The sequence below is a fragment of the Desulfobacteraceae bacterium genome (genome assembly GCA_022340425.1).
In the GTDB taxonomy this organism is placed as follows: Bacteria; Desulfobacterota; Desulfobacteria; order Desulfobacterales; family JAABRJ01; genus JAABRJ01.
Genome location: JAJDNY010000031.1, coordinates 25,558 through 52,541, shown reverse-complemented (window position 1 = coordinate 52,541; position 26,984 = coordinate 25,558). Strand labels below are relative to the sequence as shown.

The window sequence follows — 26,984 nt, the reverse complement described above, 5'->3', positions numbered from 1 at the left end:
GATTTCATCCAGCTCGGTGTGGCAGACCCCGCAGGCCGCCACCCGGATCAGAATCTCGCCGACCCCGGGCACGGGCACCGGCATTTCCACCGCCGCCAGCGGCCGGCTGCCCGCCGTCACCGGCCCGATTGTATCGATCATCATCGCATCCATGTCGTTTTCCTTCCGCCCCAGAAAAATGCCCCGGTTGGACCGACGGATAGCGGCACTCGCGCCTTTGAGCTTGATGCCCTGCCGCCAGGCATTCGCCTCCAACCGAACTTGGCCGTCAGGCCAAGCCTCCAACCGCCAACCTTCAATCTGCACTCTAAAGCGAGGCCAAAGGTCCGCAGACAGCTATCCGGAGCTTGCCTTTGCCGCATGGTCGTAAGCCTCGTCGAGGCGATCGCGCACGTATTGCAACAGGCCCTCATCCCATTCCTCGATATCGAAGCAATGGGCATCTTCGCCCAGCAGGCCCTCCGGTACAAAGTCACCGAGTTCATCCGGGTCGGTAATCATCTCGCCGAAAAAGCAAACGGAGAGCCAGCGCTGGTCGGGATCGTCGTCGATGATATCCACCATGGCGAACAGCGGGCGCTGGCTCTGGCGGTGATGTTTGGCCCGCAGTGAATACGATACGCCGGGCCGAGCGACAAAGTCGAAGGTCAGATCGCTTTTTTGGGATAGATGGTCCTGGAGATCGATAAAAACCTTTTTGGTTCTTTGGGGAGTGTCCTTCCAGTTTCGCAATAACTTGTCCAGTTCAGCAATGCAGATTTCGGTCGCCATAGGGAGCGCCTCCTGGGAAAGATTAGATTCAAAATGAGATATAACTCATTTTTAGGCAACCCATAGCGCCCTGCCGGGGGTCGGGTCAATTCTTTTTTAAAACGGTGGGCTTGCCAGTCAGGAGGACGGTGACAATGACCGCGACCCTTGGCCGCCGGGCGATCGAACCGGGGTGTCAGAAAAAGTAGCTGACCCACAGGTAGGCGCTCTCCGGCGATCGCAGGCGCAGGCCGGAGTCGGGGGGCACCACCCCGCCATACTCGGTGCCCGGCCCGCCCCAGAAGAGATTCAGGCCGCCGGTCAGTTGCAGATTCTGGGCGGCATCCCACACGATCCGCGGCTGGAGGATCCCCGAGGGGTCCCCCAGGTTGACGATGGCCGTCAAAAACACGTTGACCAGCGGGTGCAGCTCCACCCGCTGGGACCCGGCCAGGTAGAAGCGTCCCAGGGTGAAGAGTTCACCCCGCTCCAGGCGCAGCCGCAGGTCTTGGTCCTCCAGGGCCTCGCGGGGGTCCGAAACCCCGAGGCCATTGTAATAAAATTCGGCCAGAGCGTACCAGTTTTTCCCCAAGAGGGTCCATGAATAGTCCAGGTTGGCGACGAAGGCCGCAAAACCGCCGCCGTCTTCCAGAAACGTCCAGGTGCCGTCCGCGCGCCAGGCGGCATCGCCGAGGTAGCCGCTGCTGCCGATGCCGCCCACCTGGTCGCCGTAGTGGTGCGCGGCCATCAGGTCCCATTCCACCGGCCCCCCGGCGAAATGGGTCTTTCCGGCAAGCGAACTCTGGTTCCAGCCCACGTCGCCGCTGTCCGGATTGCGCCGCGGAACATAGAGGATCTGGCCGCTGGCGCCGGCACCCAACGCCGCCTGGACAAGGGCCATGTCGTCGCCGACCTTGTAGTCGCGATCGATTTGCACCGGAGCGAAGGGGTTGAAGAGGTCCATGGGGTTGAACACCAGGCCGTTGCCCCAGGTCACGGCCTGGCGGCCCACGCGCACCAGCCCCCAGGACGGGGTGAGGGTCAGCGACAGGCGGTCCAGGCGTTGAAACACCAGGGTGCTGTCATTCTCCGCGATGGTACTGGTGAGGTCCAGCAGACGGCGATCGTCCTGGAGCTGGCGGGGAACGACGAAAGAGCGGACGGTGCTGCCGGCGCTGGACAGGGCCAGCGCATTGGTCCGCCGGCGGGTGTCCCCCCCTGCGAACAGGGCCTCGTAGTGGGTTTCGAAAACCGCCTGTTTTCCAAAGAAGAGCTTGTTTTTCAAACGGAATTCCCCGTTGCCGTCCAGCCAGGGGTTGGTGTCCAGCTCGCCGTAGAGGGTGTCCGACCGGGGCCACGCCACGCTGCCCCGCAGCTTCAGGTGCCCGCCCCACTGCGCTTCGACCGTCGCAGGTGCGGCCGCGTCCCCGGATTCAGTGTTCATCGTCCAGCCGGCTGCCGCGTGAAGCACCAGCACCAGAGTCACCAGCGCGGCCGGAAGGCCGCCGCGGCCCATGGGAAAGCACCCGTCCGCTCTGACCGGCTTTGCCCCCATCGCCTGCCAAATGCCTCCTACTTCACCCGGTCCTCGGCCACCCGCCCGTCGTGGAGCAAAACCAGACGCCGGGCGAAGTCCATGACCATCCGGTCGTGGGTGGAGAAAACGAAGGTCACGTTTTTCCTGGCGTTCATCTCCGCCATCAGACTCAGGAGGCCCTTGCCGGCCTTGGAGTCCAGGTTGGCGGTGGGTTCGTCCGCCAGCACGATCGTGGGGGCCGCGACGATCGCGCGGGCCACGGCCACCCGCTGCTGCTGGCCGCCGGAGAGTTCCGCCGGTCGGCGGTCGCACATCTCCCCCAACCCCACCTCCGCCAGGATCGCCCGGGCCCGCGCGCGCCTCTCAGCCGCGGGCATGCCCTGCAGCAGCATGACAAACTCCACGTTTTCAAGCGCCGAAAGCACCGGAATGAGGTTGTAAGCCTGAAAAACGAACCCCACCTTGCGCAGCCGCATTTCGGCCAGCTGCGCCGGGGTCAGGTGCGCCAGCTCGCGGCCCTCCACCCGGACACTGCCCTCGTCGGCACTGTCCAGACCGCCGATGATGTTGAGCAGCGTGGTCTTGCCCGACCCCGAGGGCCCGGCCAGGGCGATGAAGGCGCCCCTTTCGATGGCAAGGCTGACCCCGTTGAGGGCCGTGACCTGCACCCGCCCCTGGTGATAGCGTTTGACGATATCATTGCACACGACGAGGTCCATCCGCCTTACTCCACGATGGCGCCGCAGCCCAGCCGGCGGCTTTTAAAACGCCGCCTCAGGTGTGGCTCAGGGCTTCGACAGGGGTGACGCGGGCCGCCTTGAGGGCCGGATAGACGCTGACGACCGCCCCCAGCACGAGCACCACCCCGTTGGCCAGGGCGAGATCCAGGGTGACGATCCGGGGTATGATCACCCGCCCCATCCCGGCAAACTCCAAACCCGCCGCCATGGCCGAAAGGTCGATGCCGCGCTCGGAAAGCGCCAGGACCGAGGCCAGGCCCAGGGCATTGCCGAGACCGCTGCCCAGGGCCAGCAGCATCAGGGATTCGGTCAGCACCGAGGCCACGATCCCCGAGGGTTTCATGCCGAGAGCCCGCAGCAGCCCGAATTCACGGATGCGCTCAAAAACGGCCATCAGGGTGGTGTTGACGATCCCGAAGCTCATGGCGACGAAGACCACCAGAAACCACAGGAAGATGAAAACGTCGTACATCTTCAGGATGGCGGTCACCAGCGGCAGGAGTTCTTGCCAGGTGTGGACCTCGCAGCGCTCCGACGCCAGGGCGGTCCGCAGGCGGTGGGCGACGGTATCCACCAGCCGAGGGTCGGGCAGCACGATCGCCACCTCCGAAGCCCCCCCGCCGAGCTTCAACATCTCGCGGGCTTGCGCCAGATTCACGAAAACGAACTGCTTTTCCGTGGCGGCCATCTCGGCGTCGAAAACGCCCGTGATGCGAAAGGCCCGGGAGGCAATCTCCCGCTCCGTGTCCTGGCTCATCAAGACCAACTTACGTCCCGGCCGGGTGTCGAACTGCTCGGCCAGGGCACGTCCCACCACGATCGCCCAGGGCACATCGGGCGGAAGAAACACGCCCGTGGTGACCCCGCCGCCGATAAAGGAAACCTGCGCCTCCCGAGCCGGGTCGACCCCCACCAGGGTGACTCCGCCGGAGTGGCGCGCATTGGCGGCCACCGCATTCACCCGCACGCGCACGCTCCACCGACTGCCCGGCGGCAGAAGCGCCGGCAGCCGCGCCAGCACGGCAGCGGGATCGGTCATGCTGTTTTCCACCACCGGATCGCTGCGAAAGCCCCGGCGGTGGATCTGCAGGTGGCCGGTGAGGGTGGCGATACCGTTTTGCACCATCTGGTCCGCAATCCCGCGCGAGAGCGCCCCGACGCAGATCATGCTCCACACCCCGATCACCACCGCGGTGAGGATCACCAGGGTCCGCCGTCGGTTGCGCCAGACGTTGCGCCAGGCCATCTGCAGGTAGATCCCCAACGCCTCACACCGCCCGCATGGCCGCCACCGGTTTCAGGCGCCGCACGCGCAGCGCCGGGTAAAGGGCCGTCAGCAGCGTCAGGATCATCACCACCAGCGGCCCCAGACCAACCGAGAGCCAGGAGAGTTTCGGATGCATCCGCGCGGGCAGGCCATACTGCGCCAGCAGTTCCGCAGCCCCGGGGATCACGATTCCATGATGCTGGAAATAGGCGGTCAGCAGGACGCCGAGAAAAATCCCCACCAGGATCCCCGTCAGGGTCATGACCGCCGACTCCAGCATCAGCATCCGCACCAGCCGCGCCGGCGAGGTGCCCAGGGCCATGAAGACGCCGAATTCACGGGTGCGCTCGAAGACCGCCATCAGAAAGGTGTTGAGAATGCTGAAGGCCACCACCACCACCAGGATCAGATAGAAGATCACGCCGCTGACCAGGTCCAGTTGGATGCTCTGGACCAGGCCCGGCAGCAGGGCCATCCAGTCCAGCACGACCAGCTCACGGTCGGCCCCCGCCGCGCCGAGAGCCCCGGCGACCGCCGTCTGGACCGAGGCAACCGCCCCCAGTTCATCGCAGCGCACCACCACGGCGTGCACCGCCCCGTCCATTGCGAACGCCTCCTGGAAGGTTTGGAGAGGCATCTGGAGAACACCGCGGTCGAGATCATCCTGGCCGGAACTGAAAATACCCACGACGTTCAGCACCGCCGCGGCAATAGAGCCGTCGCGGGCCTGCCCCATCACCACCAGTTCGTCGCCCAGCCCCACCTTGAGGTTGCGGGCCAGCAGGGCCCCCACCACGGCACCTGTGGCATCCCCCGCGGAAAGAAACCTTCCCGTGCGGACGGTCTGTGCCACGCTGGAGACCGCCGTTTCGCGCCCGGGATCAAGTCCGCGCACCAGGACACCGTAGGTCCTCTCGCGGGAGGACACCAGCGAAAAGGCGCTTGCCCGGAATGTATAGGCCGCCACCCCGGCCGTATCCTCCAGCACCGCCGCCACCTGCGAGGGGTCCTCGACCACCCGCCAGATCTCTTTTTTTTCCTCGTAGCCGGCCGCCTGGACCTGCAGGTGCCCTGTCTGGATCCGGACGCTGGCGTTGATCATGGTATCGTAGGAGCCCAGCTGCCAGGAGAGCATAAAGACCAGCAGCACGCTGGCGAAGGCTATCGCGGCGAGGGTCAGCAACGACCGGCGGGGGTTGCGCCAGAGGTTGCGCCAGGCGATTTTAAGGTCGATCATCATGGACGGCCTACCGCGGGGGCGTCTTCAGGGCGGAGAGGGTGAACAGCCGCTCCGGCAAGTCGACGTCGAAGGCCAGCTCCCGGTATTCCAGACGGGTGTATTCCGCCGGCGTTTCAACCTTCTGCATCTTCCACACCCTGGGAAACAGGCGCCCGCCCAGCATCTGGAGCTGGTCGGCGGAAAGAACCTTGACCGGCTTGAAATCCTCGTCGAAAAAGGTCTGCTCCAGCAGGATGTAGTCCTCCCGGATTTTCAGCTCCTGGCAGCCCCACACCACCGGTGCGCCGGCCTTGGGAAGCGAGCGGATATGGTAGACACGGCGCCCCTGGTGGGTGCCGGTGCCGATCAGGACGTGGGTGTAGTCGTGCAGCAGGCTGTCGCTTTTGACCAGGTCGTTGTTGGAAAAGTCGGACCCCATCCAGGATTGGGACATCATGGACGGCGGAATCTTGATCGTGCGGTTGATCTTGGGGTTGTAGATCCACATCTGCCGCTGTTTTTTGAGGGTCCCGGTGCCATTTTCGCGGGGCGGGGCGATGATCCAGAAGATGCTCTGGTCCTGGCCGCGGGTCCAGGCCCGGATGGTCATGGTGCGCTGCCAGCGCGGCCGGTGGATCGTCATCTCCACCAGGCTGGCCGACGACTGGCCGCGCCAGTAATCGAAACCCGCCCGAACGATGGCATCGACGTCCAGGGCGGCCGCCGGGGACCCCGAGAGGAGGGCCAACAGCAGAAGAACGGACAGGATCGCGTGCATGGCGCTCTCCAGCGGCGCTGGGGGCAAAAAAGAACGGGATTCGGGAGGATCGGCGTATGCGCCGGCAAAAGCGGCTGCAGCCCCGCTTTCGGATACATGTAGCAGAAAGCGGCGTCGGGGTAAAACCGCCGGCGCCGGCCTCACGATGAGGCAAAGCGCGTCTCGAGGGCCCTGACCGCCCTTCTCAGACGCGCGCCCCGGCTGCCGGAAATCACTTCAAAGGGCAGCTTGCGGGCGATCAATTCACGGTGATAGCGCCGGAAAAGGGTTTTGCGGCGGGTGGGGTGCTCCCGCAGCGGGTCATCCTCCCAGGGCAGATCGATATCGGTCAGTAGGTAGAGCGCATACGGCCGGCTCTCCAGGGCGGCTAAAATCCAGGGGTCACAGCGCTGAAACGTGACCTCGCTCCAGATTTTAGCGACGATCGGCTCGGTGTCGCAGAAGAGAAAGCGCTTGGCTCGGTGTGCAGCGCGGGCTTCGCGTTGCAGCTGGCCGCGGGCGATGGCGCCGATGTCCTCGAAACGGTAGGGCCGGCCCAGGGCGGCCAGGTATTCCCGGGCGTATTCCGGCACCCAGAGAGTCCCGTAATGGCCGGCAAGCGCTTCTGCCAGGGAGGTTTTGCCGCTGCACTCGGGCCCGGTGATGGCGATGCGCTGAATCATATCGGTGCTGCGGCCTTTGACCCCCGCAACCCGGCTCCCAGGGCGACCTGGCGTCTGAAGAACGGGCGGTTGTTATTTTTGGTATTTAATATCGAATCAATTTGAGGTAATGAGGATATCAGAGGGATCCCGAAACGTAAATTTTTTTTCGCCGTGACGTGGGCAGCCCGAAACCCGGGGGGCCCGCTCCCGGGAAAATAGGCAAACCGACAACCTAATTACGCGCAACAGCACCAGGGGGTTTTATGGAACAGGAGGTCTACAGTCTGTGTTTTATGTGTTCAGTCCGCTGCCCGATCAAGGTCCAGGCCAAAGACGGCCAGGTCCGCTGGATCGAGGGCAACCCACACGTCGCCGGCATGGAGGGCAGCCTCTGTCCGCGGGGTGCGGCCGGCATCTCCCTGCTCTATGACCAGCAGCGGGTTCAGACGCCGCTGATCCGCGTTGGTAATCGGGGCGAAGGCCAGTGGCGCAAAGCCACCTGGGACGAGGCCCTGGACTATGTTGCCGAAAAGCTCCAAAAGGTCATTGAAACCTACGGCGGCCACAGCGTGGCGCTCGGCGAACGCACCCAGCTGGCCACCCACGTCAGCAAGACGTTTATGAAAGCCATCGGCTCACCCAATCACTTCACCCACGACGCCCTCTGCAAGGGCTCGGTCAACACCGCCTGCCGCAGCCTGTTCGGCTACACCGACGGCCAGATGGGCATCGATTACAAGAACACCAAACACATCGTGCTCTACGGCCGCAACCTCTTCGAGGCCATCTCGGTCAAGGAGGTCAACAACCTGCTGAAGGCCATGGAGGGCGGGGCCAAAATGACCTACATCGACCCCCGCGTGACCGTCACCGCCACCAAGGCCCAGCGCTACTGGATGGTCCGCCCGGGCACCGACCTGGCGCTCAATTACGCCTTGATCCACGTCATCATCAAGGAGCGCCTCTACGATGTCGCCTTCGTGAACCGCTGGGTGCTGGGCTTCAGCGACCTCCAGGAGTTTGTGGAACCCTACACCCCGGAGTGGGCCGAAACCGAAACCGGCATTCCCGCAGGGGAAATCGTCGCCTTGGCCCGGGAGATCAGCCAGGACAAGCCGTCGGTGATTTTCCACTACGGCTACCGTGGCGCGCACCATGTCAACGAGATCCACATGCGCCGCTCGATCCTGATGCTCAACAGCCTGATGGGCAGCGTGGAGACCAAGGGCGGGATCTTTTTCAAGAAAGGTCCCGGTGAGGTCGGCGGCAAGCCCGCCGCCAAACTGGCCTCCCAGCAGTTCCCGAAAATCACGGTGCCCCGCTGCGACAAGGTCGGCACTCCCGACTTCCCACTGCCGGACCCCAACCATGGCACCATCCAGGTGCTGCCGTTTGCCATCCTCAACGAGGACCCCTACCCCGTCAAGGCCCTGATCGCCTACCGTCTGGACCCGCTGATGTCCATCGCCCAATCGGCGTTGACCAAGCAGGCGCTGGAAAAGCTGGACCTGATCGTGGCCATCGATATCAATTACAGCGACATCGCCTGGTACGCCGACGTGATCCTGCCGGAGTCCACCTACCTGGAGCGCACCGACTGCATCCAGCAGGCCAACGGCCTCAACCCCCAGATGTTTCTGCGCAAACAGGTGGTGCCGCCGCGCTACGACACCCGTGAGGGCGCCATGATCCTCAAGCAGATCGGCGAGCGCATCGGCATCGGCCACTTCTTCCCGTACAACAGCATGGAGGAGTTGGTGGACTGGCAGTTGGCCGACACCGGCTTCAGCCAGGCCGACTTCGCCGCCAAGGGCTTCGTGGCCTACGGCAAAGGCCCGATTTTCTGGGACCGCGCGGACGGGCTGAAACTGAAAACCCCGTCGGGCAAAATCGAGTTCCGCTCGTCGCTCCTGGAGGACGCCGGCTTCGAATCTTTTCCGGCCTACAGCCCCATGCCCAGCCCCCCTGAAAACCAATTCCGGCTGATAACCGGGCGGCTGGCGCTGCACACCCACGTCTCCACCCAGAACAACCCCTATCTGAACGAACTCTGCCCGGAAAACGTGGCCTGGATCAACACCCAACGGGCCACGGCACTGGGCATCAAAAACAACGACGAGATCGAAATCGCCTCCAAATGCGGCAGCGGCCGGGTCAAGGCCTTCGTGACCGACCTGATCCACCCCGAGGCGCTCTTCATCCTGCACGGTTTTGGGCACGAGGCCAAGCGGGCCGCGCGCGCATACAACCGCGGGATATCGGACAGCCTGCTGCAGGAAAATATCTACGACAAGGTCGGCGGTAGCCCGGCCTACCACGAAACCTTTGTGACGGTGAAGGCCGCCTAGACCGGATTTGAAACGACGCTCAGCCGGGTCGGTCGGCGGGCATCTGGAGGAAAATCACGCATGAGCAAATACTATCTGTTTCAGGACACCAAAAACTGCATCGGCTGCCACTCCTGCGAAATTCAGTGCAAGGCCAACAAGGGCCTGCCGCCGGGGCCGAAGCTGTGCCAGATCATCGCCGTCGGCCCCAAGCTGGTCGGCGGCCTGCCCCGCGCAGCTTACATCTTCATGCCCTGTTTTCACTGTGAAAACCCGTGGTGCGTGGCCGCCTGCCCCACTGGCGCGATGCAGCAGCGCGCCAGCGACGGGATCGTCTTCGTCGACCAGAACCTCTGCGTCGGCTGCAAGACCTGCATCTCGGCCTGCCCCTGGGGCGCTCCCCAGTGGAACCCGGAAACCGGCAAAGTCGTCAAGTGCGACTATTGCATGGACCGCGTCGATCAGGGCCTCAAACCGGCCTGCGTCACCATCTGCACCTCTCATTGCCTGCATTTCGGCAAGGTCGAGGAAATGACCCAGATCCGCCGTGAGCGCCACGCCAAGGCGGTCGCTGCCCTGGAGCACAGCGATCTGTAACGGGCCTCTGCCGGGAACCCGCGCCACAAGGCCCGGGAAACCCGGCCGCCATTCGATATAGGGAAAAACCATGTCCGATGCAATCTGCCCGGTAACCGCTCTCATCCGCCAGTTGGAGGAGACGCTTGGCTCAGGCCGTATGGCCACCCCCTGGAACCGGCGCATAACCGAAGAAATCCTCGATCTGCTCAAGGACGTCGCCTGGGGCCGCGCCGGGGCTGACCACCTACCGGCCATCCGGGAGTTGGCAGGTTCCCTGCGGGACGACCCCCCGTCCTCGGCCGGGGTCGAAACCGGCCGTCAGGTGCTGACGGCCCTGAGCGCGCACGAAGAGGTGTTCCGCAGCCATGTCGAAACCCACAACTGCGCCACCCGCGACTGCGTCAAGCTGGCCCCCGCCCCCTGCCAGATGGCCTGCCCGGCGGGCATCGACGTCCCCACCTATGTCAGCCTGATCGGACTGGGGCGGGATGCCGAGGCCATCGAGGTGATCCGCCGCGACAACCCCTTTCCGTGGGTCTGCGGCCTGGTCTGCACCCGCCCCTGCGAGTTCATGTGCGTCCGGGGACGGATCGACACCCCGGTTTCGATCAAATTCCTTAAGGCCTTCGCAGCCGAGCGCGCCCTTTCCGAACGCCACTACAAGAACCCGCCCCAGGGGCCGGCCAAGGAGCAAAAAGTCTGCGTCGTCGGCGCCGGCCCCGGGGGCCTCAGCGCCGCCTACTACCTGGCACTGAAGGGCTACGGGGTGCGGGTGATCGAAGCCCTGCCGGTCTCCGGCGGCATGATCATGGTGGGCATCCCGCGCTACCGTTTGCCGCGCGAGGTAATCGACCGCGAAGTCGCCATGCTCCAGGAGTTGGGGGTCGAATTCCGTTTCAACACCCGCTTCGGCAGCGACGTGACCCTGGAGGATCTCAAGGCCGAGGGCTTTGCCGCCTTCTTCTTCGCCATCGGCTGTCACAGCGCTTACAAGATGGGTATGCCGGGCGAGGAGGACTTCCCCCAGGTGCTGGACGCCATCGACATCCTCAAGCGCGTGGCCCTGGGGGACCGCACGGTGCCCGGCAAAAAGGCGGTCATCATCGGCGGCGGCAATGTGGCCATCGATGTGGCCCGCACCTGCCTGCGACTGGGCAGCGAGGAGGTCACGATCGCCTACCGCCGCACCCGCTCCGAGATGCCGGCCGACGAGGAGGAGGTCGAGCAGGCCGAGGAGGAGGGCGTGCGCCTGGCCTTTCTCACCATCCCCACCGGTCTGACCGGGGAGGACGGCCGCTTGACCGGCCTCCAGTGCCTGCGGGCCGAGCTGGTGCGCAAGGAGGGCAGCACGCGCATGTCCCCGGTGCCGATTGCCGGCAGCGACTTCGTGATGCCGGCCGACGTCGTCATCGGCGCCATCGGCCAGCGCGTGGACAACAGCTGCATGACCGGCCTGAAGGGCCTGGAGTGGACCCGGCGCAGCACCATCCAGGTCAACATGGTCACCATGGAGACCTCTATCCCCGGGTTTTTCGCCGCCGGCGATGCCGTCACCGGTCCTGCCACCGTGATCGAGGCCATCGGCGGCGGCAAACGCGCGGCCGATTCCATCGACCGCTTTCTGTGCGGCATTCCCCAGCCCAAGATGCCGCCGGTGCCGGTTAGGCGTGGACGGGTGGCCTATTTCGATATCCCCGCGAGCACCAAGATGGTCCTCAAACGGCCCGAAATGCCACTGCTCAACATCGACCGCCGGCGCACTACCTATCAACAGGTGGAGCTGGGCTACTCCGAAAACGACGTGCGCGAGGAAAGCCGTCGCTGCCTGCGCTGCGATATCTGCCTGCGCTGCGGCAAGTGCGTGGAGGTCTGCCGCGACAAGATGGGGGTCAACGCCCTGCAGCTGGGCTATTTTGACTTTGACCACCCGGTGAAAACCGACTTTCGGATCACCGCCGAGCGCTGCATCACCTGCGGGGCCTGCGCCGCCAACTGCCCCACCGGCGCCATGCAGATGGAAGACCGGGAAGGCGAGCGGATCCTCTCCCTGTGCGGCACGATTCTCAACCGGCAGAAGCTGCTGTTCTGCGAAAAGTGCGGCGCGACCCTGGGACCGGCGCGCTATCTGGACTTCATCCGCAAGAAAACCGGCACGGTCGTCTCCGTCAGCAACGACCGGCGCATCTGCGATGCTTGCGCCCGCAAGGAATCGGCGAAGGCCAACGTGGACATCATGCCGGTCTGACCAGGGCCGGCCTTGCATCCGGCCGGGCTTCAGGCTATAGCTGAAAGCGGCACCCAACCGGCAAGAAAGGAGAAGCGCCATGGCATTTCGCAGAGGTCAGCGGGTCGAGGTTTTTCGCAAATCCGGTGACGAGGGCTGGGCGTCCTACATGGACGAATATGTCGGGGCTCACGGGATCATCACCGACCCGGACACCTCGATCAACGATCCGGATCAACTGGTGGAGGTCAGCCTGGACGGCAAGGGTACCCACCGCCTGCCCCAGGACTGTCTGCGGCCGCTGGAGGAGTAGACCGGGCGCCGGCGCCCGAGAAAAGCCTATGAAAATCAAGGACCTGCTGGGCCAAGTGGATCATATCGACCACAGCGTGCCGCAAACCGGGACGGTGGCGGCGGCCATCGAGCAGTTGCAGACGTCGCAGACCCGCGTCCTGATCGCCACCGCGGGGGAAACCCCGGTGGGGGTCTTTGGCGAGCGTGAGGTGCTGCACTGCCTGCTGGCGCATCGGGGGCGGACTTTGAGCGACATTCTGGTGCAGGAGGTCATGACCCGCCAGCCGGTGGTGGCCGAAGCGGAGGCAGAGCTGGCCAGTGTGGTGGACGCCGTGCTCCAGGCGGATGCCACCCATCTGGTGGTGGTGGACGCCGGACGGCTGGCGGGCGTCCTGCCCTTGGCGGCTCTGGTGCGTCAGCGAATCGACGGCCTGACGGCGGAGCTGCACTACCTGCAGGACTACATCTCCGACCTGCACGAGGCCGACCAAGACTGACGGTTCCGCAAAAAGCCCAATCTCTGCGTTGCGCTGCATCTCGAAGTCGCTGCGGCGTACAATAGTACGCCTCACTCCTCGAGATTTGCGCGCCTTGAGCTTGAACTTTTTTCGAAACCGTCTGGTTTTTGATTCTTTACCGCCTCATCAAGATTGATGAAGCATCCATGCGCGACGGGTTGCAAACCCCGGAAAGACCGAGAAGTAACATGCTGAAAATCGTTATCGACGACCAGGAGTACGAAGCCCGGGAGGGCATGACCGTTCTTGAGGTGGCGCGCGCCAACGCCATCCCGATCCCCACCCTCTGTTTTCACCCGGCCCTCAAGCCTTCCGGCGCCTGCAAGCTCTGCGCGGTGGAGGTGCCGGTGCACAGCGGCAAAACCGGGACCCTGCTCTCCTGCATCCTCAAGGTCAAGGACGGCCTGGTGGTCAAAACCCGATCGCCAAGCGTTGTCCGGGCGCGCAGCAAAGCCTTCCGCAACCTGCTGCAGATGGCACCCCAATCGGAAAAAATCCGGCAGCTGGCCGATGCCTTCGATATTGACCTGGGGCCGCGGCCCGACGGCTGCATCCGCTGCCGCCTGTGCATCCGGGTCTGCAAGGAAATCGTCGGCCCCGGGGCCCTCAAGATGGTGAAGCGCGACGGGCGCGACTTCGTGGTTCCGGTGGAGGGGCTCTGCATCGGCTGCGGCACCTGCGCCAACATCTGCCCGACCGGGGTCATCCGGGTCGTGGACACGGAGGATGTGCGCACCATCAGCATCCGCGACGAGATAATCGGCCAGCACCCCTTGAGCATCTGCGAGGGCTGCGGCAAGCGCTTCGCGACCCCCCGCTTCCTGGACCACATCCACAAGCGCACCCTGCCGCACCCGGACGTCAAGATCCACCACCGCTACTGCCCCACCTGCGCCAAGCTCTTTTCGGATCGTGTGCAGACCACCCGGGAGCACCCCCTGAAACCGCCCAAGGCGTTCTGAGTTCAGCCGGCCCGCGACGGGCGCCGGATGCCGCCCCGGTTTCCGGCCCCGCCGCGGAAGCGCGCATTCTCCCGCAGCCCGGCGTGAAAAGACGCTTGCCAAAGACCGCCGCCGATGCCATAATTTTTTTAAAAATGGGAGTGGCGGCATGCAACCTTTTTTTCTGAGCCTCTTAACCCTCGCCTGCCTGCTGACAACCGCGTGCGACCCCCAGGAAAAGCCCCTGACGGTGGACCTGTCCCAGCGGGAGGCCCTGCGGCTCGCCGAGGACCCGGAGGCGGTGACTTATGCCTACCTGCCCCAATACACCCATCGGGCCTCCCATCAGCGGCACCATCTTCTGGTCGCCTATCTCGAGCGCCAGACCGGCCTGAAATTCCGCCAGGTGTTCCCCGATTCCTTCGACCGCCACCTGGAAATGATCGGCCAGGGCCGTATCGACATCACCTACAGCAACCCCTTTTTCTATATCACCGCTGCCCGGCGCTATGGCAACCGTGCCTTTGCCGCGGCGCTGGAGTCCTACGGCGGGCGTCTCTTCCGGGGGCAGATCATCTGCCGGGCGGACAACCCCGCAATCCGAACGGTTGCCGACTGCCGCGGCAAACGCTGGATTGCGGTCGCCCCAAGCTCCTCCGGGGGCTACCTCTATCCCCTGGGGCTTTTCAGGGACAGCGGCATCGAGCCCGCGGATTTCGCCGAAATCGCCTTCGCCCCGGGGGTCGCGGGCAAACAAGAACGGGTGGTCATGGCGGTGTTGGCCGGAAAATACGATATCGGCACGGTGCGCGAGGGTGCCCTGGAGGTGCTGGCCGACCGCATCGATCTTTCCGACCTGCGGGTGGTGGCCGCCACGCCCTGGTACCCGGGATGGGTTTTTTCAGCCCGCTCCGGCCTTGACCCGCACCTGCTGGAGACCATCTCGACCGCCCTGTTGAAGCTCGACCTGCTGAATTTCGAGGACCGTAAAATTCTTGAAGCGGCGGATCTGACCGGCATCGTGGCGGCCCGGGATGGTGATTTTGACAGCGTGCGGGAGCTGGCCAGGCGCCTGGGCCTCGACCAGACACCGTAAACGGGCGACGTCGGGGAGGTCTCCCGCAGGCTGCGGCGCAACGAAAGGCCATCATGCGAATCGGATTTCGCACCAAATTTTATATCGGTCTTTTTTCCATGCTATTGCTGCTGGGGGTCATCACCTGCATTGTGGTCATGCGGGTCATGCAAACCGCGCTGCTGCAGGAAAACCGCAAACTGGGGGTCGCCATCGGGACGAGTCTCGCGGCCCAGGCCGTCGAGCCGACCCTGGCCATGGATTTTCTGCTGTTAAGATCCCTGATGATCGAAACCCTGCAGCTGGAGAAGGAGATCCGCTACGCCTTTATCCAGGATGCAGACGGCTCCCCCCTGGCCCACAGCTTCGAGGGCGGCTTCCCCTCCTCCCTCAAGACGGCCAACGCCGTCGCAGCCGACCAGCCTTTTCAGATCCGGTTCCTGAATACCGGCGCGGAGCTGGTCCACGACTTCGCGCTCCCGATTCTGGCCGGCGAGGAACGGCTGGGCACGCTGCGCCTGGGCCTTACCCACAACCGGGTGCGCCAGGCGGTGGGGCACCTGGTCTGGGTGCTGGTGATGTCCACGGGATTCGTCCTGCTGGTGGCCGGCTTCGTGGGCGCGGGCCTGCTGCGGCACGTGACCTGGCGCATCGAGCGCCTGCACCGCTCCACCGAAGAGGCCCTCAGGGGCAATTTGGAGGTCCACGCCGCGCCGCCGCTCAAGCGGAACTGCTGGGAGATCATGGGCTGCACCAACCAGGACTGCCCCGCCTATCAGGACGTTTACCACCGCTGCTGGTATCTGGCGGGCACCCGCTGCCCGTATTGTGCGGCCGGCGATTATGCCCAGAAAATCGGTGATTGCGCCAAGTGCCCGGTCTATCGACGCTGCGCCGGCGACGAGATCCAGACCCTGGCCGAAAGCTTCGATTCCATGGTGCTGTCGCTGCGCACCCACCTGAGCGACTTGCGCAACGCCGAAAAAACCCTCAAGGATCAGCGTCAGCTGCTGCGAACCGTTCTTGACGGCATCCCCGACTTCATCACCCTGCAGGACCGGCACGCCACCTATCGCGCCGTCAACAAGGCCTTCGGCCAGATCCTGGACCGGAATGTGGCCGACATCGTCGGCAAGACCAACTTCGACCTCCTGCCGCGCCGCATGGCCGAAGCGTTCCAGGCCGAAGACCAGGCCATCTACGCCACCGGGAAATCCCTGGTCAAGGAAACCCGCACCAGGACCCCGTCGGGCGAGCGCTGGTTTCACGTCGTCAAACTGCCCATCTACGACGCCGATGGCCGCCACGCGGGCTTTCTGTGCACCGGCCATGACATCACCGATCTCAAGCGGATCCAGGAGCAGCTTTACCAAGCCCAGAAAATGGAGGCCATCGGCCAGTTGATCGCCGGCATCGCCCACGAAATCAACACCCCGCTGGGCATCGCGCTGGGCTTCGTGCAGGTGCTGCGCGAGGAGGTGCCAAGCGACAGCCAGATCGGGCGGGACCTGGAAACGGTTGAAAAACAGACCCAGGTCTGCAAGAAAATCGTCGCTGACCTGCTCAAATTTTCCCGTCAGAGCGACACCCGGCATTTACCGCTGGACATCAACGAGGCCATCGAAGAGATCCTCGCGGTGGTGGCCCACACCCTGGAGATCAACCGCGTGATACTGGTGCGCCGTTTGGCCGAAAACCTGCCGGTCGTCATCGGCGACCGCGAAAAGCTCAAACAAGCCTTCATCAACCTGATCAACAACGCCTTTGACGCCATCGGCAGCGACGGCACCATCACCATCGCCAGCCGCTTCGACCCCGCCTCCCGAGAGGTCATCGTGACGGTGACGGACACCGGCCCGGGGATTCCACCCGAGAAAAAGGACCGCATTTTCGAACCGTTTTACACCACCAAGCCGGTGGGCAAAGGGACCGGTCTGGGGCTTTCACTGAGCTTCAGCATCGTTGAAGAACACGGCGGGCGGCTGACCGTGGAGAGCCCCGGCGGCGAGCCGGCGGCCGAAGATGGCGTTACGGCCGGCGGCGCGACATTTGCCATCCGCCTGCCGGCGGCCCCGGGCGAACCCGCTGTCCCGGAGCCCGATGGGGGAGGCAAACAGCCCGCCGCGCAGGCGGTCCACCCCGGCTGAGAAGGCGCCTAAACTGGCGCCCCCGGCGAACTCACCCCCCAACAGGGTCGGGGTAAGAAATAATTCCACAATATGGCGAAGGATTTTGGTTCGTCATCAAGGCACACCCGCCGGCGTATATCGAGATATGCGCCGGCGGGTGTAACGCCGAGGACGGAACAAAAGACAAGCAAGATGTGGAATTATTTTTTGCCGAGGCCTTTTACCTCCCCCACGGGAAGGAGATGAACATGGCGACAATCCTGGTCTTGGACGATGTACCCGATGCCGGCGCGCTCATCCGGCGCATCCTTGAAAAGAAAGGCCACGTGATCGATACCTTCACCGAGGAGGAGGACGCCCTGGCGCGGATCCGCAAGGGCGGCGTGGACCTCGCGATCCTCGACATCAAGCTCAAGAAGATGAGCGGGGTCGAAGTGCTGGCGGAAATCAAGAAAATCGATCCCGGCATCAAGGTGATCATGCTGACCGGCTACCCCACCCTGGAAACCGCCCGGGAATCGGTCAAACTGGGGGCCAACGAATACTGCGTCAAACCCATCGACAAACCGGAGCTGGAAGAAAAGGTGGCCGGCGTCCTCAGCGGACTCGGCTTTCAGCCCTAACCGCCCGGGACCGCCGACAGCCCCGTCAGGGCGTAAGCGGCCAGAAGACCGGCAGCACCAGCAGCACGGTTACGGCCACCACCAGCGTGAGTCCCAACCCCACCTTGAGGTAGTCCACAAACCGGTACCCGCCCGGGCCCATCACCATTACGTTGGCCGGGTGCGAGATGGGGGTCATGAAGCTGGCCGAGGCCGCCAATGCCATGGCCATCATCAGGGCATAGGGCGAGACCTGCAGGTCGGCGGCGGTGTTCAGCACGATGGGCACCATCAGGACCACCAGCGCGGCGGTTGGAATAAAACAGGTGGCCAGAAAGGTCAGCCCCATCAGGCCCCCGGCCACGGCCAGAGGCCCCAGGGGGCCGGCCACGGCCACGACCCCCTCGGCCAGGTAGCGGGCCGCCCCGCTGGCATCCAGGGCGACCCCCAGGGGCATCATGCCGGCGATCAGAAAGATGCCCTTCCACTCGATGGCCCGGTAGGCCTCCTCCATGGTGAGACAGCGGGTCAGCACCATAAAGGCGGCCCCGATCACCGCCGCGATGTAGATGGGCAGCCAGCCCATCACCACCGGCAGCAACACCCCGCCCATCACGGCCAGGGCGACGGGGGCCTTTTCGATGCGGGGCACCTCCTGGGCGGCTTCGGTCAAAACCAGAAAATCGGGTTCACGCCCCAAAATGCCCAGCTTACGCCGTGAGCCGTAGAGCAGCAAGGCGTCGCCCAAGCGCAGGGCCATTTTGCCGAGATCGGAGCGGTAGGCCTTACCCTCGCGCCAGATGGCCAGCACGTTGAGGTTGTATTTTTCGCGAAAATTCAACTGCCGCAGGGTCTTTCCGAAAAGAGCGGAGTGAGGCGCCAGCATGGCCTCGACCATCCCCACTTCCCCGCTTTCAAGCGCCTTCGGCCCGAGACCGGCCGCGGTCTCAACCTCCAGCTGGCACAGACTGCGCAGAAAGAAAAGATCGTCCAGCCGCCCTTCCACCAGCAGCCGGTCGCCGGCCTGCAGCACTTCCGCCGAGTCGGGCAGCCAGCTGGTTTTGTCAGCACGTGTGATGGCCAAAACACCCACCCCCAAAGTCTCCCCCAGCCGGCTTTCCCCCAGGCTCTGCCCCACCAGCACCGATTCTGCAGGGACACGCATGCCCAGCAGCCGCTCCCCGATCTGGTAGACGGTCTGCAACTCGTCGGCTGAAATGGGATTTAGCGCGGTCAGCCCCGGCTCCTCCCCCAGGCGCTCCAGGTGATCGGCGGGGCCATGGAGCAGCAGCAGGTCGCCTTCGAATAAAATCCGGTCCTGAAGGTGGGTGCGGTAGCGCCTGGCCCCCCGCCGCAGGGCCAGCACGTTGACCCCGAAGCGGCTGCGAAAGGCCGTCTCGTTGAGGGTTTTGCCGGCCAGCGGCCCGTCCGCGGCCAGGGTGACCTCGGCCACCTGCATGCCATTGGAAAAAAAGCGCCGCGGGTCGACCGGGTCTTTTTCGATGTTCAGCTCGCTCCAGTGCTGCAGCTCGTGCTGGAGCCGCTGCAGCCGCCCCAGGCGACCCTCGACGATCAGGGTGTCGCCGGCCTGCAGAATCTCGGAGGGCGCCGGGGCCAGCAGAGTCCGGTCCCGGCGCGTAATGCCCACCACGTTCAGGCCCAAGGCCGTCCCCAACCGGCTTTCGGCGAGACTCTTGCCCACCAGGGCGACCCCGGCCGGCACGCGCAGACGGAACATGCGATCCGCCAGACCGTATTGCTCCCGCAAATCGATTTCACGCCCCGCTTCGGGCGCCCGGTGGGCCGGCAGCAGGTGCCGGCCGACCAAGGCCATGAAGAGGGTCCCGACGGCCATGACGGTCAAACCCACAGGGGTGAAGTCGAACAGGGAAAAGGGGGTCAGGCCGCTGTCGCGCAGGGCTTCGCTGACCAGGATGTTGGGGGGCGTGCCGATCTGGGTGGTCAGCCCGCCCAACAGCGACCCGTAAGCCAGCGGCAGGAGCAGCCGCGACGCCGGCCGCCGGGTTTGGCGGGCGATATCCATCACCACCGGCAGCATCAGGGCGGCCACGGCCACGTTGTTCATCACGGCCGACATCCCGCCGGTGCTGAGCATGATCACCGTCACCAGCCAGGCCTCGCTGCTGCCCGAGAGCCTCACCACCAGACGGCCGACGACGTTACCCACCCCGGTGCGGGTGAGCCCCCCGCTCAGGATGAAGACCGCCCAGACCGTCACCACCGCCGGATTGCTGAACCCTGCCAGGGCCTCGCTGGGCTGGACCAGACCACCGACCGCGACGGCCCCCAGGACCAGCAGGGCGGTCACCTCCATCGGAATCCACTCGGTCACCAGGAACACCACGGCCACCAACAAAATCCCGAGCACCAGCGCAATGGGATAGGTCACCTGCAGCCCTCCTTTCGGTTTTGGCGGGATCCCCCGACTCCGGCTTCGTTCGGCCGGGCACCACCCGCATGCCATGGGTTGACAGCGCCTTTATGGCTCTCTATAGTGCCGCTTTCAGTCCGGCCGGAACGCCCAGCCACCAGGAGATACGGCATGCTTTTCAGGTTCTGCCCGCACTGCGGCCGTCGCCTGCAACCCCGCGAGGCGGATGGTCGCCAGCTTCCCTTCTGCACGGCCTGCAGCCGGACCTACTACCGCAACCCCACCGTCGGGGTGGCCGTTTTGGTGCTGCAAGAGGAGCGCCTGCTGATGGTCCAGCGCCGGGGCTCCCGCGCCGGGCAGTGGTGCATTCCCTGCGGGCACGTGGAGTGGGAGGAGACGGTGCACGATGCCGCACGCCGGGAGATCCGCGAGGAAACCGGCCTCACGGTGGCGATCGGGCCGGTCTTCGCGGTGCACTCCAATTTCCACGACCCGCACCAGCACACCGTCGGCATCTGGTTCTGGGGCCGGCCGACGGGCGGCCGGCTGGCCGCCGGGTCCGACGCGCGGGACGCCGCTTTTTTTGGGCTGGACGCTTTGCCACCGGCGATGGCCTTTCCCACCGACCGGCTGGTGTGCGCCGCCCTCAGACGGCTGCAGCAGGCCAACCGGCTGCGGCCGCCTTTTGAAGACCTGCCCACGGCAATCCCAAACCCCACCCCCCGCCGCCGGGCCGATTGAAGCGGCCCCGGGCGGCACCCCGGAAGGGCCGCGAGATGCTGACAGGCGCAAAAATCCTCATTTTGTTGTGGGCGATCAACCTGACGCCCGCCCTGCTCACCTATTACCTGGACCAGCGGTGGGGCCGACCGCTGGACGGCGGCCGGCGCTGGCGCGACGGGCGGCCGCTGCTGGGCAGCCACAAAACCATCCGCGGGGTGGTGGGCGCCGTGGCAATAGGCACCCTCGCAGGGGTTTACCTGGGGCTGCCCGCCTGGCTGGGAATGTCTGCCGCCCTGTTGAGCATGGCCGGCGACCTGATCTCCAGTTTCCTGAAGCGGCGCCTGGGAAAAATCAGCGGCGCCGTGGTCCCGGGGCTTGACCAGATCTTCGAGGGCGCCCTACCGTTTGGCGTGTTGGGACCCTTTTTTGATCTGGGCGCCGCCGCGGTGCTCTCACTGGTGCTGTGTTTCAGCGTCGCGGCCTACGGCGCCTCGTGGTTTCTGCAGTGTGTGCTCCTGACCCAGCCGTTTGAAAACTACCACCGCACCCTGCGGATTCGCACCCGCTTCCGCGAATGGCGCGCCTGCCATATCTCCAACAACCCGCTGCACCCCTTTTTGAACTTCGAGCACGCCTTCTATTACCATTTTCTGCTGAAAACGGCTTTCCAGCTGATGGGCCTCTACCGCAAGGGCATCCAAAATGCCCTCCAAATCGCACCCCGCAGCCTTGCCTTGCGCCCCCCGGGGCTGCCGCCGGCATTTGACGGCTACACCATCCTCTACCTTTCGGACCTTCACCTGGACGGCCTGGAGGGGCTGACGGAAAAAATCCGCGATCTCGTCGCGGACCAACCGGTGGACCTCTGTCTGCTGGGGGGGGATTTTCGGACAGAACTCTCCGGGCCCTACACCCGCGCCGTTTCCCACCTGGAGCGACTGGTCCCGGCGATCCACGCCAGCGACGGCATCTATGCGGTCATCGGCAACCACGACTGCCTGGAGATGCTGGAGCCCTTGCACGCCATCGGGATCCGTTTTCTGCTGAACGAATCCTTGGCCATCCAGCGCAACGGCGCCAGCCTGTGGCTGGTGGGGGTGGACGATCCGCATTACTACCAGGCCCACGACCTCACCCGGGCATTCGAAGGGGTGCCCCCGGAGGAGTTTATCGTCTTTCTGGCCCATTCGCCGGAACTTTACAGCCAGGCCGCCGAGAGGGGGGCCGACCTCTACCTCTGCGGCCACACCCACGGGGGTCAGATCCAGCTGCCCGCCGTCGGCCCAGTCTTCACCCACAGCCGGGCGCCACGGCGCATCAGCACCGGGGCGTGGACCCACGGCGGCATGCTCGGCTATACCAGCTTCGGGGTCGGGGTCTCCGGCATCCCGGTGCGTTTCGGCACCCGGGGCGAAGTCCTGCGGCTCACCCTGCGCGTCCCTTGAGGACGCCCGGCGCCGGCCGATCCGGCTTCAAGCGCAGGCCGTGTCCAGGATTTCGCGCACCTTGGCCCCCAGACGCTTCATGTCGAAGGGCTTCTGGATGAACCCGCTGCATCCCCGCTGCAGGATGCCCAATGCCCGCTCGTCCAGGCTGTAGCCGCTTGACAGGAGCACCTTGACCCGGGGGCTGATCTCCCTTAGGCGGTCGAATGTCTCTCCCCCGCTCATCTCCGGCATGATCATGTCCAGGACCACCAGACGAATCCGGTCCCGCTGGCGCCCGAAGACCTCCAGGGCCTCGACGCCGCTGCCGGCGGTGAGCACCGAATAGCCCATTTTTTCCAGCATGGCGCGTCCGACCTCGGTGATCATGGCCTCGTCATCCACCAACAAAACGGTTTCCGCGCCGCCGGGGGCGCGCTCGGAGCGGGCGGCGGGGGCAGCGCCTGCGCCGGGCTGGTGGGCCGGCAGGTAGAGGGTGAAGGTGCTGCCCTGCCCTTTTTGGCTCTGAACCTGAATAAATCCCCCGTGGTTGCTGATGATGCCGTAAACCGAGGCAAGCCCCAAGCCGGTGCCGCGGCCGATCTCCTTGGTGGTGAAAAAGGGATCGAAAATCCGCTGCCGGATGGCCTCCTCCATGCCGGTGCCGGTGTCGCTGATGCTGACCCGCACGTAACGGCCGGCGGGCAGATGGTGGGGGCGGATGAAGTCCTCGTCCAGCTCGACGTTTCGGGTCTCGATGCGCATGTCCCCGCCCTGGGGCATCGCCTGGGCGGCATTGACGAAAATGTTCAACAGCGCCTGCTGAATCTGCCCCTGGTCCACCTCGCTGGCCCAGAGGTTTTCCTGGCAGTCGACCGCGATCTGGATCTCCTTGCAGGTCCGGCCGAAAAGCCGGACGGTTTTGGCCAGAACGGCGTTCACATCACCAGGCCGCACCTCGTACTTGCCCCCGCGGGTCATGCCCAGCAGCTGGCGGGTCAGCTCGGCGGCGTTCTCGATGTAGGTCTCGATTTTCTTCAGCTTCGGGTAGGCGCTCTGCTGGGGATCGGTGGTGAGCAGGATCAGCGAGATGTTTCCCTGGATCCCCATCAGCAGGTTGTTGAAATCATGGGCGATGCCACCGGCCAGGGTGGCCATCGCCTCCATCTTCTGCACCTGGCGGATGTGGTCCTCGAGATGCCGCTGGCGGGTGACGTCGCGGCCCAGCTGCAGGTTGGCGGGCTTGCCCTCCCAGGTGATGGGCACCGTGTTGAGGTGCAGCCAGAGCGCCCCACCCGAGCGGGTGGTCATCTGGGCGCTGAAGAACCGCTGGGCCCCGCTCCCTTCCTGCAGGGCCGCTTCTTCGGGCGCGGTCTCCTCGGTGCGCAGCACCGCGGAGAGCGGCAACTGCGCCAGCTCCGCGGCGCTGTAGCCGCTCAGGCGCTGGGTGGTGGGGTTGGCATAGCGGATGACGTTGTCCTGCACCACGAAAATCGCGTCGTTGGCGTTTTCCACCAGCAGCCGGTACTTTTTCTCCGATTCGGCCAGGGCCTGCTCGGCGCTGAGCAGGTCTTCGATCTCGCGGCCGACGGTCAGGGTGTGCGGCTGGCCCCCGAGGCTGATGCGGTTGGCCGAAATCAGCCCGGTCCTGCAGCTGCCGTCCTTGTAGCGGAAGCGGGCCTTGAGGTTCTTGACGTAGCCCTGGCGGCGCAGGCCCGCGGCCAGGCGCCGCCGATCCCCGGGATCGGCCCAGATCTGGATGTCGCCGGCGGTGTGCCCTAAAACTTCCTCGCGGCCGTAGCCGGTCAGGGCGGTGAAACCGTCGTTGACATCGATGTAGCGGCCGTCGACGCCGCGGTTGATGGTGATGGCATCTGGGCTAGTTTCAAAAGCCGTGCGGAACCGCTCCTCGCTGTCCCAGAGGGCCGCCAGCGCCCGCTTGCGCTCGGTAATGTCGCTGATGCAGACGATCAGATGGGAAAACCTGGACTTCTCCCGGGGGATGCTGACCTGCATCAGAATCTGGATCTCTTCCCCCGCCAGGGTGCGGTTGACCGCTTCCCCCTCGAAGCTCGGGCGCCTCTGGGCAATCGCCAGCAGCAGATCGCGCAGGGCGTCAAAAGAGGCCGGCGCCAAGACCTTGTCCAAGCTGCCCAGGAGCTGATCCTTGCCCTCGGCATGGTAAAGCGCCAGAGTGGCGTCGTTGACCTCCAGCACCCGGACCAGGCTGGCGGCCTTGCGGACAAATTCGGGGTGCACGGCCAGGAAGTCCGCGAAAGCCTCTCTGCCGATTCGGTCCACGACCGCATCAATGGCGGCCCGCACCGCCGCGAAATCCTCTTCCCAGATAGAGACCGCCGAGGTTTTGAAGATCTGGCGGTAGCGCTCCTCGCTTTCCCGCAGGGCCGTCTCGACCCGCCGCCGCTCGCTGATTTCGGCCTCCAGGCGCTGGTTGACCGCCATCAGGGCGGCGGTGCGCGCCGCCACCCGCCCCTCCAGCTCCTCACCGGCCCGACGCAGCTGGCCGCGGGCCTCCTTGCGGGAGATTTCCAGGGCCACGAGATTGCCGATTAGCGACAGGGTGTCCAGGTCGGGCTGGGCGAAATAGCTCATGCTGCGGTTGAAGGCGTAAAAGACCCCCAGGACCCTGCGCCCCATCTGGATGGGGGCGGCCATCCCGGAGACCAGACCTTCGGCCTGGATAAGCTCATCCCCGAGGGGCTCGAACTGGTCTTCGTTGGCGTAGTTTTTGACGATGAAGCCCCGTCCGCTGCGGGTCACCAGGCCCCCCAGACCCTTGCCGGCGGGCACCCGCAGCTGGCCGAAGCGCGGGTCGCGAATGCCGGCGCAGGTCTGCATCACCAAATCCCCGCTTTCCTGCTCCAGGCGCATGATGTTGGCGGTATCGGTGCACAGCAGCTCGCGGCAGCGGTCCACGGCCAGCTGCAGGTTCTGCTCCAAACGGCGGTCACCGGTCATGGCCGTCGCCAGGTCATACAAGGTCCGGAATTTTCTGAGCTCGTTCTCCAGCCCGGCCTCGACCCGCAGCCGCTCCGCGTGCTCCCGCTCGAAGTGCCGCAGCTGGTGCGCCAGCTCCTCATATGACGGGTTATGAGACATGACAGTGATATTCCATCAATCTGGGGGATTCCTCACTTTTGGGGGCCGCTGCCGGAGACGGCCCCGGCGAGATGCGGCCCAAGACAGCCGTTGGGGCGTGCGCCGCTATCGATGGTTCAGGCTTTTGAAACGCCCGGACCGGCGCCGCGCTGGAGGATCCCGAAAAGGAGGCTGCCGCACAGCATCACCCCGCAGCCGAGGATGAAGGCGTGGCGCAGCTCGAAGAGATCCATCATCATCCCGGCCAGGAGGGCCCCGGCGAGCATCCCCAGGCTGTGGGCCATGGTGAGCAGCCCCATCACCGAGCCCATGGCGGCGGTGCGGTTGCCCTTGATCACGGCCAGCGCCATCAGCGCCGGCATGGCGACACCACCGCCGATGCCGAAAAGCACATTGACGGCGAACAGGCTCCAGAAGCCGCGCGTCCACGTGAAGCCCAAAATCGCCGCGCTGACCGTCAGGCTGCCCACTATAATCATGGCCGGCCGGTTGAGGCGGTCGGCCAGGTAGCCCATTGGGACGTGGATCAGGCCGCTGATAAAGACCCCGAGCATCACCAGGACCCCGATGGCCGAGCTGGTCAGGGCGAAGGCGCTGTCGGCGAAAACCGGCAGAAACCCCCAGATGATCCCGATGCAGGCCGTGTAGGCGAAGCGCAGGCAGAAAAGCGCGGCGATCTCGCGGTCGCGCAGCAGGAGCTTCCAGGAGATTGCCGCCTGGCCGCGGCTGACAACCAGCTCGCTGCGCGTGGACGGCAGAAAGAGAAGACTGGCAAGACAGCCGACCAGCGCCAGGAGACCCATGCAGCCGAAAGCGGCGTCCAGGCTGAAACGGTCGCTGATCAGTCCACCGGCCAGCGGCCCGACGCTCAGCCCCCAGAAAACCGACATGTTGAAAAGCCCCATGGACAGCCCCTCGCTGCCCGCCGGCGTGATGTCCCCAACGTAAGCCTGGCTGACCGGCATGATCATGGCGGAGGCGATGCCCTGGAAGAAGCGCACCAGGATCAAGGTCTCCACGCTGCCGGCGCGCATGAAGGCCAGCGAGATGAGGGCATAGCAGAGAAGCCCGCAGACGATGAACGGCTTGCGCCCCCGGCGGTCCGAAAGCCGGCCGAAAAAAGGCAGCAGAAAGGTGCGGGACAGCGAAAAGGCGCCAAAGATCATCCCGATGTAAAAACCGCTGGCCCCCATGCTGCGAGCATAGACCGGCAGCAGCGGTACCACGATGCCGACGCCCATGATGGCGGCGAAGATCGAGAGGAAAAGGACCCCGAACACCCTGCGGCTGCGTCTATCCATATCGTTGGGGCATCAGGTTGATCCGCAAGCTCGGCATTTTCGCATGGTTTCAATCGACGATTAGCCCCGCAAACACTCCGGCACGCCGGGCGCTTTCACAAAAAACGCCTCTTGCGGTGCGCGCCTCTCCGGGGGTGAGCGGAACCTGGTTTCGGGTGCGCCCCGGCATCTTTAGCGGGAGGCCCTGGACGGCAGTTGGACTTTTGCGGTGCCGTTGACGATAGGCGGGCTGCTGACCTGGGTTGCCCATCACCTCTGATCCGCCGTGGGACCACGGGGAGCATCCGGCGCCGGGACCCATCTGTTTGCTTGCGCCTGCCGCCATCGCCCAGGCCGCCAGGGTCGGCGCCTTCAGCCGCAGGTCCGCTCTTTTAACAGAGAGTTGCGCGCTTGGCCAGCA

Annotated in this window: 21 protein-coding genes; 11 read left to right on the top strand and 10 right to left on the bottom strand. The window is 64.9% G+C overall.

Features of this window, described 5'->3' with window-relative positions; translation table 11 throughout:
* Window positions 1-336 precede the first annotated feature (336 nt).
* The 7 genes from LJE63_03185 to LJE63_03155 form a co-directional block, all read right to left on the bottom strand.
* A complete protein-coding gene (locus LJE63_03185) occupies window positions 337-771 on the bottom strand; it encodes a hypothetical protein (GenBank protein MCG6905605.1) in 435 nt (144 codons plus the stop codon).
* Window positions 772-946: 175 nt separating this feature from the next.
* Window positions 947-2,266, bottom strand: coding sequence for a hypothetical protein (locus tag LJE63_03180; protein MCG6905604.1), 1,320 nt, complete (start codon window positions 2,264-2,266; stop codon window positions 947-949).
* Window positions 2,267-2,322: 56 nt separating this feature from the next.
* Window positions 2,323-3,006, bottom strand: a complete 684-nt coding sequence (locus LJE63_03175; GenBank protein MCG6905603.1) for an ABC transporter ATP-binding protein — start codon at window positions 3,004-3,006, stop codon at window positions 2,323-2,325.
* Window positions 3,007-3,061: 55 nt separating this feature from the next.
* Window positions 3,062-4,291, bottom strand: coding sequence for an ABC transporter permease (locus LJE63_03170; protein MCG6905602.1), 1,230 nt, complete (start codon window positions 4,289-4,291; stop codon window positions 3,062-3,064).
* Window positions 4,292-4,295: 4 nt separating this feature from the next.
* Window positions 4,296-5,534, bottom strand: a complete 1,239-nt coding sequence (locus LJE63_03165; protein ID MCG6905601.1) for an FtsX-like permease family protein — start codon at window positions 5,532-5,534, stop codon at window positions 4,296-4,298.
* A gap of 7 nt (window positions 5,535-5,541) precedes the next feature.
* The gene (locus tag LJE63_03160; protein MCG6905600.1) at window positions 5,542-6,291 is read right to left on the bottom strand and encodes an outer membrane lipoprotein-sorting protein; all 750 of its coding nucleotides are present in this window, start codon (window positions 6,289-6,291) and stop codon (window positions 5,542-5,544) included.
* Between the two features lie 140 nt (window positions 6,292-6,431).
* Complete coding sequence (locus LJE63_03155) at window positions 6,432-6,953, bottom strand: ATP-binding protein (protein ID MCG6905599.1); 522 nt, start codon at window positions 6,951-6,953, stop codon at window positions 6,432-6,434.
* Between the two features lie 245 nt (window positions 6,954-7,198).
* On the opposite strand from LJE63_03155, the gene LJE63_03150 reads away from it, so the two are divergent.
* From LJE63_03150 to LJE63_03110, 9 genes are all read left to right on the top strand, one after another.
* Window positions 7,199-9,283 (top strand): molybdopterin-dependent oxidoreductase, encoded by a 2,085-nt coding sequence (locus LJE63_03150; protein MCG6905598.1) that lies wholly within the window; start codon window positions 7,199-7,201, stop codon window positions 9,281-9,283.
* A gap of 60 nt (window positions 9,284-9,343) precedes the next feature.
* Window positions 9,344-9,859 carry a 4Fe-4S binding protein gene (locus LJE63_03145; protein ID MCG6905597.1) on the top strand — a complete coding sequence of 172 codons (516 nt, stop codon included), beginning with the start codon at window positions 9,344-9,346 and terminating at the stop codon, window positions 9,857-9,859.
* Window positions 9,860-9,929: 70 nt separating this feature from the next.
* On the top strand, window positions 9,930-12,086 hold the full coding sequence (locus tag LJE63_03140) for an FAD-dependent oxidoreductase (GenBank protein MCG6905596.1): 2,157 nt from the start codon (window positions 9,930-9,932) through the stop codon (window positions 12,084-12,086).
* A 79-nt stretch (window positions 12,087-12,165) separates the two neighbouring features.
* Window positions 12,166-12,378 carry a hypothetical protein gene (locus LJE63_03135; GenBank protein ID MCG6905595.1) on the top strand — a complete coding sequence of 71 codons (213 nt, stop codon included), beginning with the start codon at window positions 12,166-12,168 and terminating at the stop codon, window positions 12,376-12,378.
* A 28-nt stretch (window positions 12,379-12,406) separates the two neighbouring features.
* Window positions 12,407-12,856, top strand: a complete 450-nt coding sequence (locus LJE63_03130; GenBank protein ID MCG6905594.1) for a CBS domain-containing protein — start codon at window positions 12,407-12,409, stop codon at window positions 12,854-12,856.
* 167 nt (window positions 12,857-13,023) lie between these two features.
* Complete coding sequence (locus LJE63_03125; protein MCG6905593.1) at window positions 13,024-13,839, top strand: (2Fe-2S)-binding protein; 816 nt, start codon at window positions 13,024-13,026, stop codon at window positions 13,837-13,839.
* 148 nt (window positions 13,840-13,987) lie between these two features.
* Window positions 13,988-14,914 (top strand): phosphate/phosphite/phosphonate ABC transporter substrate-binding protein, encoded by a 927-nt coding sequence (locus LJE63_03120; GenBank protein MCG6905592.1) that lies wholly within the window; start codon window positions 13,988-13,990, stop codon window positions 14,912-14,914.
* Window positions 14,915-14,967: 53 nt separating this feature from the next.
* Window positions 14,968-17,040, top strand: a complete 2,073-nt coding sequence (locus LJE63_03115; GenBank protein MCG6905591.1) for a PAS domain-containing protein — start codon at window positions 14,968-14,970, stop codon at window positions 17,038-17,040.
* 230 nt (window positions 17,041-17,270) lie between these two features.
* Window positions 17,271-17,645 carry a response regulator gene (locus tag LJE63_03110; protein MCG6905590.1) on the top strand — a complete coding sequence of 125 codons (375 nt, stop codon included), beginning with the start codon at window positions 17,271-17,273 and terminating at the stop codon, window positions 17,643-17,645.
* 25 nt (window positions 17,646-17,670) lie between these two features.
* On the opposite strand, the gene LJE63_03105 is transcribed toward LJE63_03110, so the two are convergent.
* Window positions 17,671-20,034 carry an anion permease gene (locus LJE63_03105; GenBank protein ID MCG6905589.1) on the bottom strand — a complete coding sequence of 788 codons (2,364 nt, stop codon included), beginning with the start codon at window positions 20,032-20,034 and terminating at the stop codon, window positions 17,671-17,673.
* A 153-nt stretch (window positions 20,035-20,187) separates the two neighbouring features.
* On the opposite strand from LJE63_03105, the gene LJE63_03100 reads away from it, so the two are divergent.
* The gene (locus tag LJE63_03100) at window positions 20,188-20,757 is read left to right on the top strand and encodes an NUDIX domain-containing protein (protein MCG6905588.1); all 570 of its coding nucleotides are present in this window, start codon (window positions 20,188-20,190) and stop codon (window positions 20,755-20,757) included.
* A gap of 35 nt (window positions 20,758-20,792) precedes the next feature.
* On the top strand, window positions 20,793-22,184 hold the full coding sequence (locus LJE63_03095; GenBank protein MCG6905587.1) for a CDP-archaeol synthase: 1,392 nt from the start codon (window positions 20,793-20,795) through the stop codon (window positions 22,182-22,184).
* Window positions 22,185-22,211: 27 nt separating this feature from the next.
* On the opposite strand, the gene LJE63_03090 is transcribed toward LJE63_03095, so the two are convergent.
* Window positions 22,212-25,283, bottom strand: a complete 3,072-nt coding sequence (locus tag LJE63_03090; GenBank protein ID MCG6905586.1) for a PAS domain S-box protein — start codon at window positions 25,281-25,283, stop codon at window positions 22,212-22,214.
* A gap of 116 nt (window positions 25,284-25,399) precedes the next feature.
* On the bottom strand, window positions 25,400-26,584 hold the full coding sequence (locus LJE63_03085; protein ID MCG6905585.1) for an MFS transporter: 1,185 nt from the start codon (window positions 26,582-26,584) through the stop codon (window positions 25,400-25,402).
* Between the last annotated feature and the right edge of the window lie 400 nt (window positions 26,585-26,984).

Bases quoted from the DNA above. Each gene is read 5' to 3' on its own strand.
- LJE63_03185 (MCG6905605.1), bottom strand. From the start codon at position 771: ATGGCGACCGAAATCTGCATTGCTGAACTGGACAAGTTATTGCGAAAC.
- LJE63_03180 (MCG6905604.1), bottom strand. From the start codon at position 2,266: ATGGGCCGCGGCGGCCTTCCGGCCGCGCTGGTGACTCTGGTGCTGGTG.
- LJE63_03175 (MCG6905603.1), bottom strand. From the start codon at position 3,006: ATGGACCTCGTCGTGTGCAATGATATCGTCAAACGCTATCACCAGGGG.
- LJE63_03165 (MCG6905601.1), bottom strand. From the start codon at position 5,534: ATGATGATCGACCTTAAAATCGCCTGGCGCAACCTCTGGCGCAACCCC.
- LJE63_03160 (MCG6905600.1), bottom strand. From the start codon at position 6,291: ATGCACGCGATCCTGTCCGTTCTTCTGCTGTTGGCCCTCCTCTCGGGG.
- LJE63_03155 (MCG6905599.1), bottom strand. From the start codon at position 6,953: ATGATTCAGCGCATCGCCATCACCGGGCCCGAGTGCAGCGGCAAAACC.
- LJE63_03150 (MCG6905598.1), top strand. From the start codon at position 7,199: ATGGAACAGGAGGTCTACAGTCTGTGTTTTATGTGTTCAGTCCGCTGC.
- LJE63_03145 (MCG6905597.1), top strand. From the start codon at position 9,344: ATGAGCAAATACTATCTGTTTCAGGACACCAAAAACTGCATCGGCTGC.
- LJE63_03140 (MCG6905596.1), top strand. From the start codon at position 9,930: ATGTCCGATGCAATCTGCCCGGTAACCGCTCTCATCCGCCAGTTGGAG.
- LJE63_03135 (MCG6905595.1), top strand. From the start codon at position 12,166: ATGGCATTTCGCAGAGGTCAGCGGGTCGAGGTTTTTCGCAAATCCGGT.
- LJE63_03130 (MCG6905594.1), top strand. From the start codon at position 12,407: ATGAAAATCAAGGACCTGCTGGGCCAAGTGGATCATATCGACCACAGC.
- LJE63_03125 (MCG6905593.1), top strand. From the start codon at position 13,024: ATGCGCGACGGGTTGCAAACCCCGGAAAGACCGAGAAGTAACATGCTG.
- LJE63_03120 (MCG6905592.1), top strand. From the start codon at position 13,988: ATGCAACCTTTTTTTCTGAGCCTCTTAACCCTCGCCTGCCTGCTGACA.
- LJE63_03115 (MCG6905591.1), top strand. From the start codon at position 14,968: ATGCGAATCGGATTTCGCACCAAATTTTATATCGGTCTTTTTTCCATG.
- LJE63_03110 (MCG6905590.1), top strand. From the start codon at position 17,271: ATGGCGACAATCCTGGTCTTGGACGATGTACCCGATGCCGGCGCGCTC.
- LJE63_03100 (MCG6905588.1), top strand. From the start codon at position 20,188: ATGCTTTTCAGGTTCTGCCCGCACTGCGGCCGTCGCCTGCAACCCCGC.
- LJE63_03095 (MCG6905587.1), top strand. From the start codon at position 20,793: ATGCTGACAGGCGCAAAAATCCTCATTTTGTTGTGGGCGATCAACCTG.
- LJE63_03090 (MCG6905586.1), bottom strand. From the start codon at position 25,283: ATGTCTCATAACCCGTCATATGAGGAGCTGGCGCACCAGCTGCGGCAC.
- LJE63_03085 (MCG6905585.1), bottom strand. From the start codon at position 26,584: ATGGATAGACGCAGCCGCAGGGTGTTCGGGGTCCTTTTCCTCTCGATC.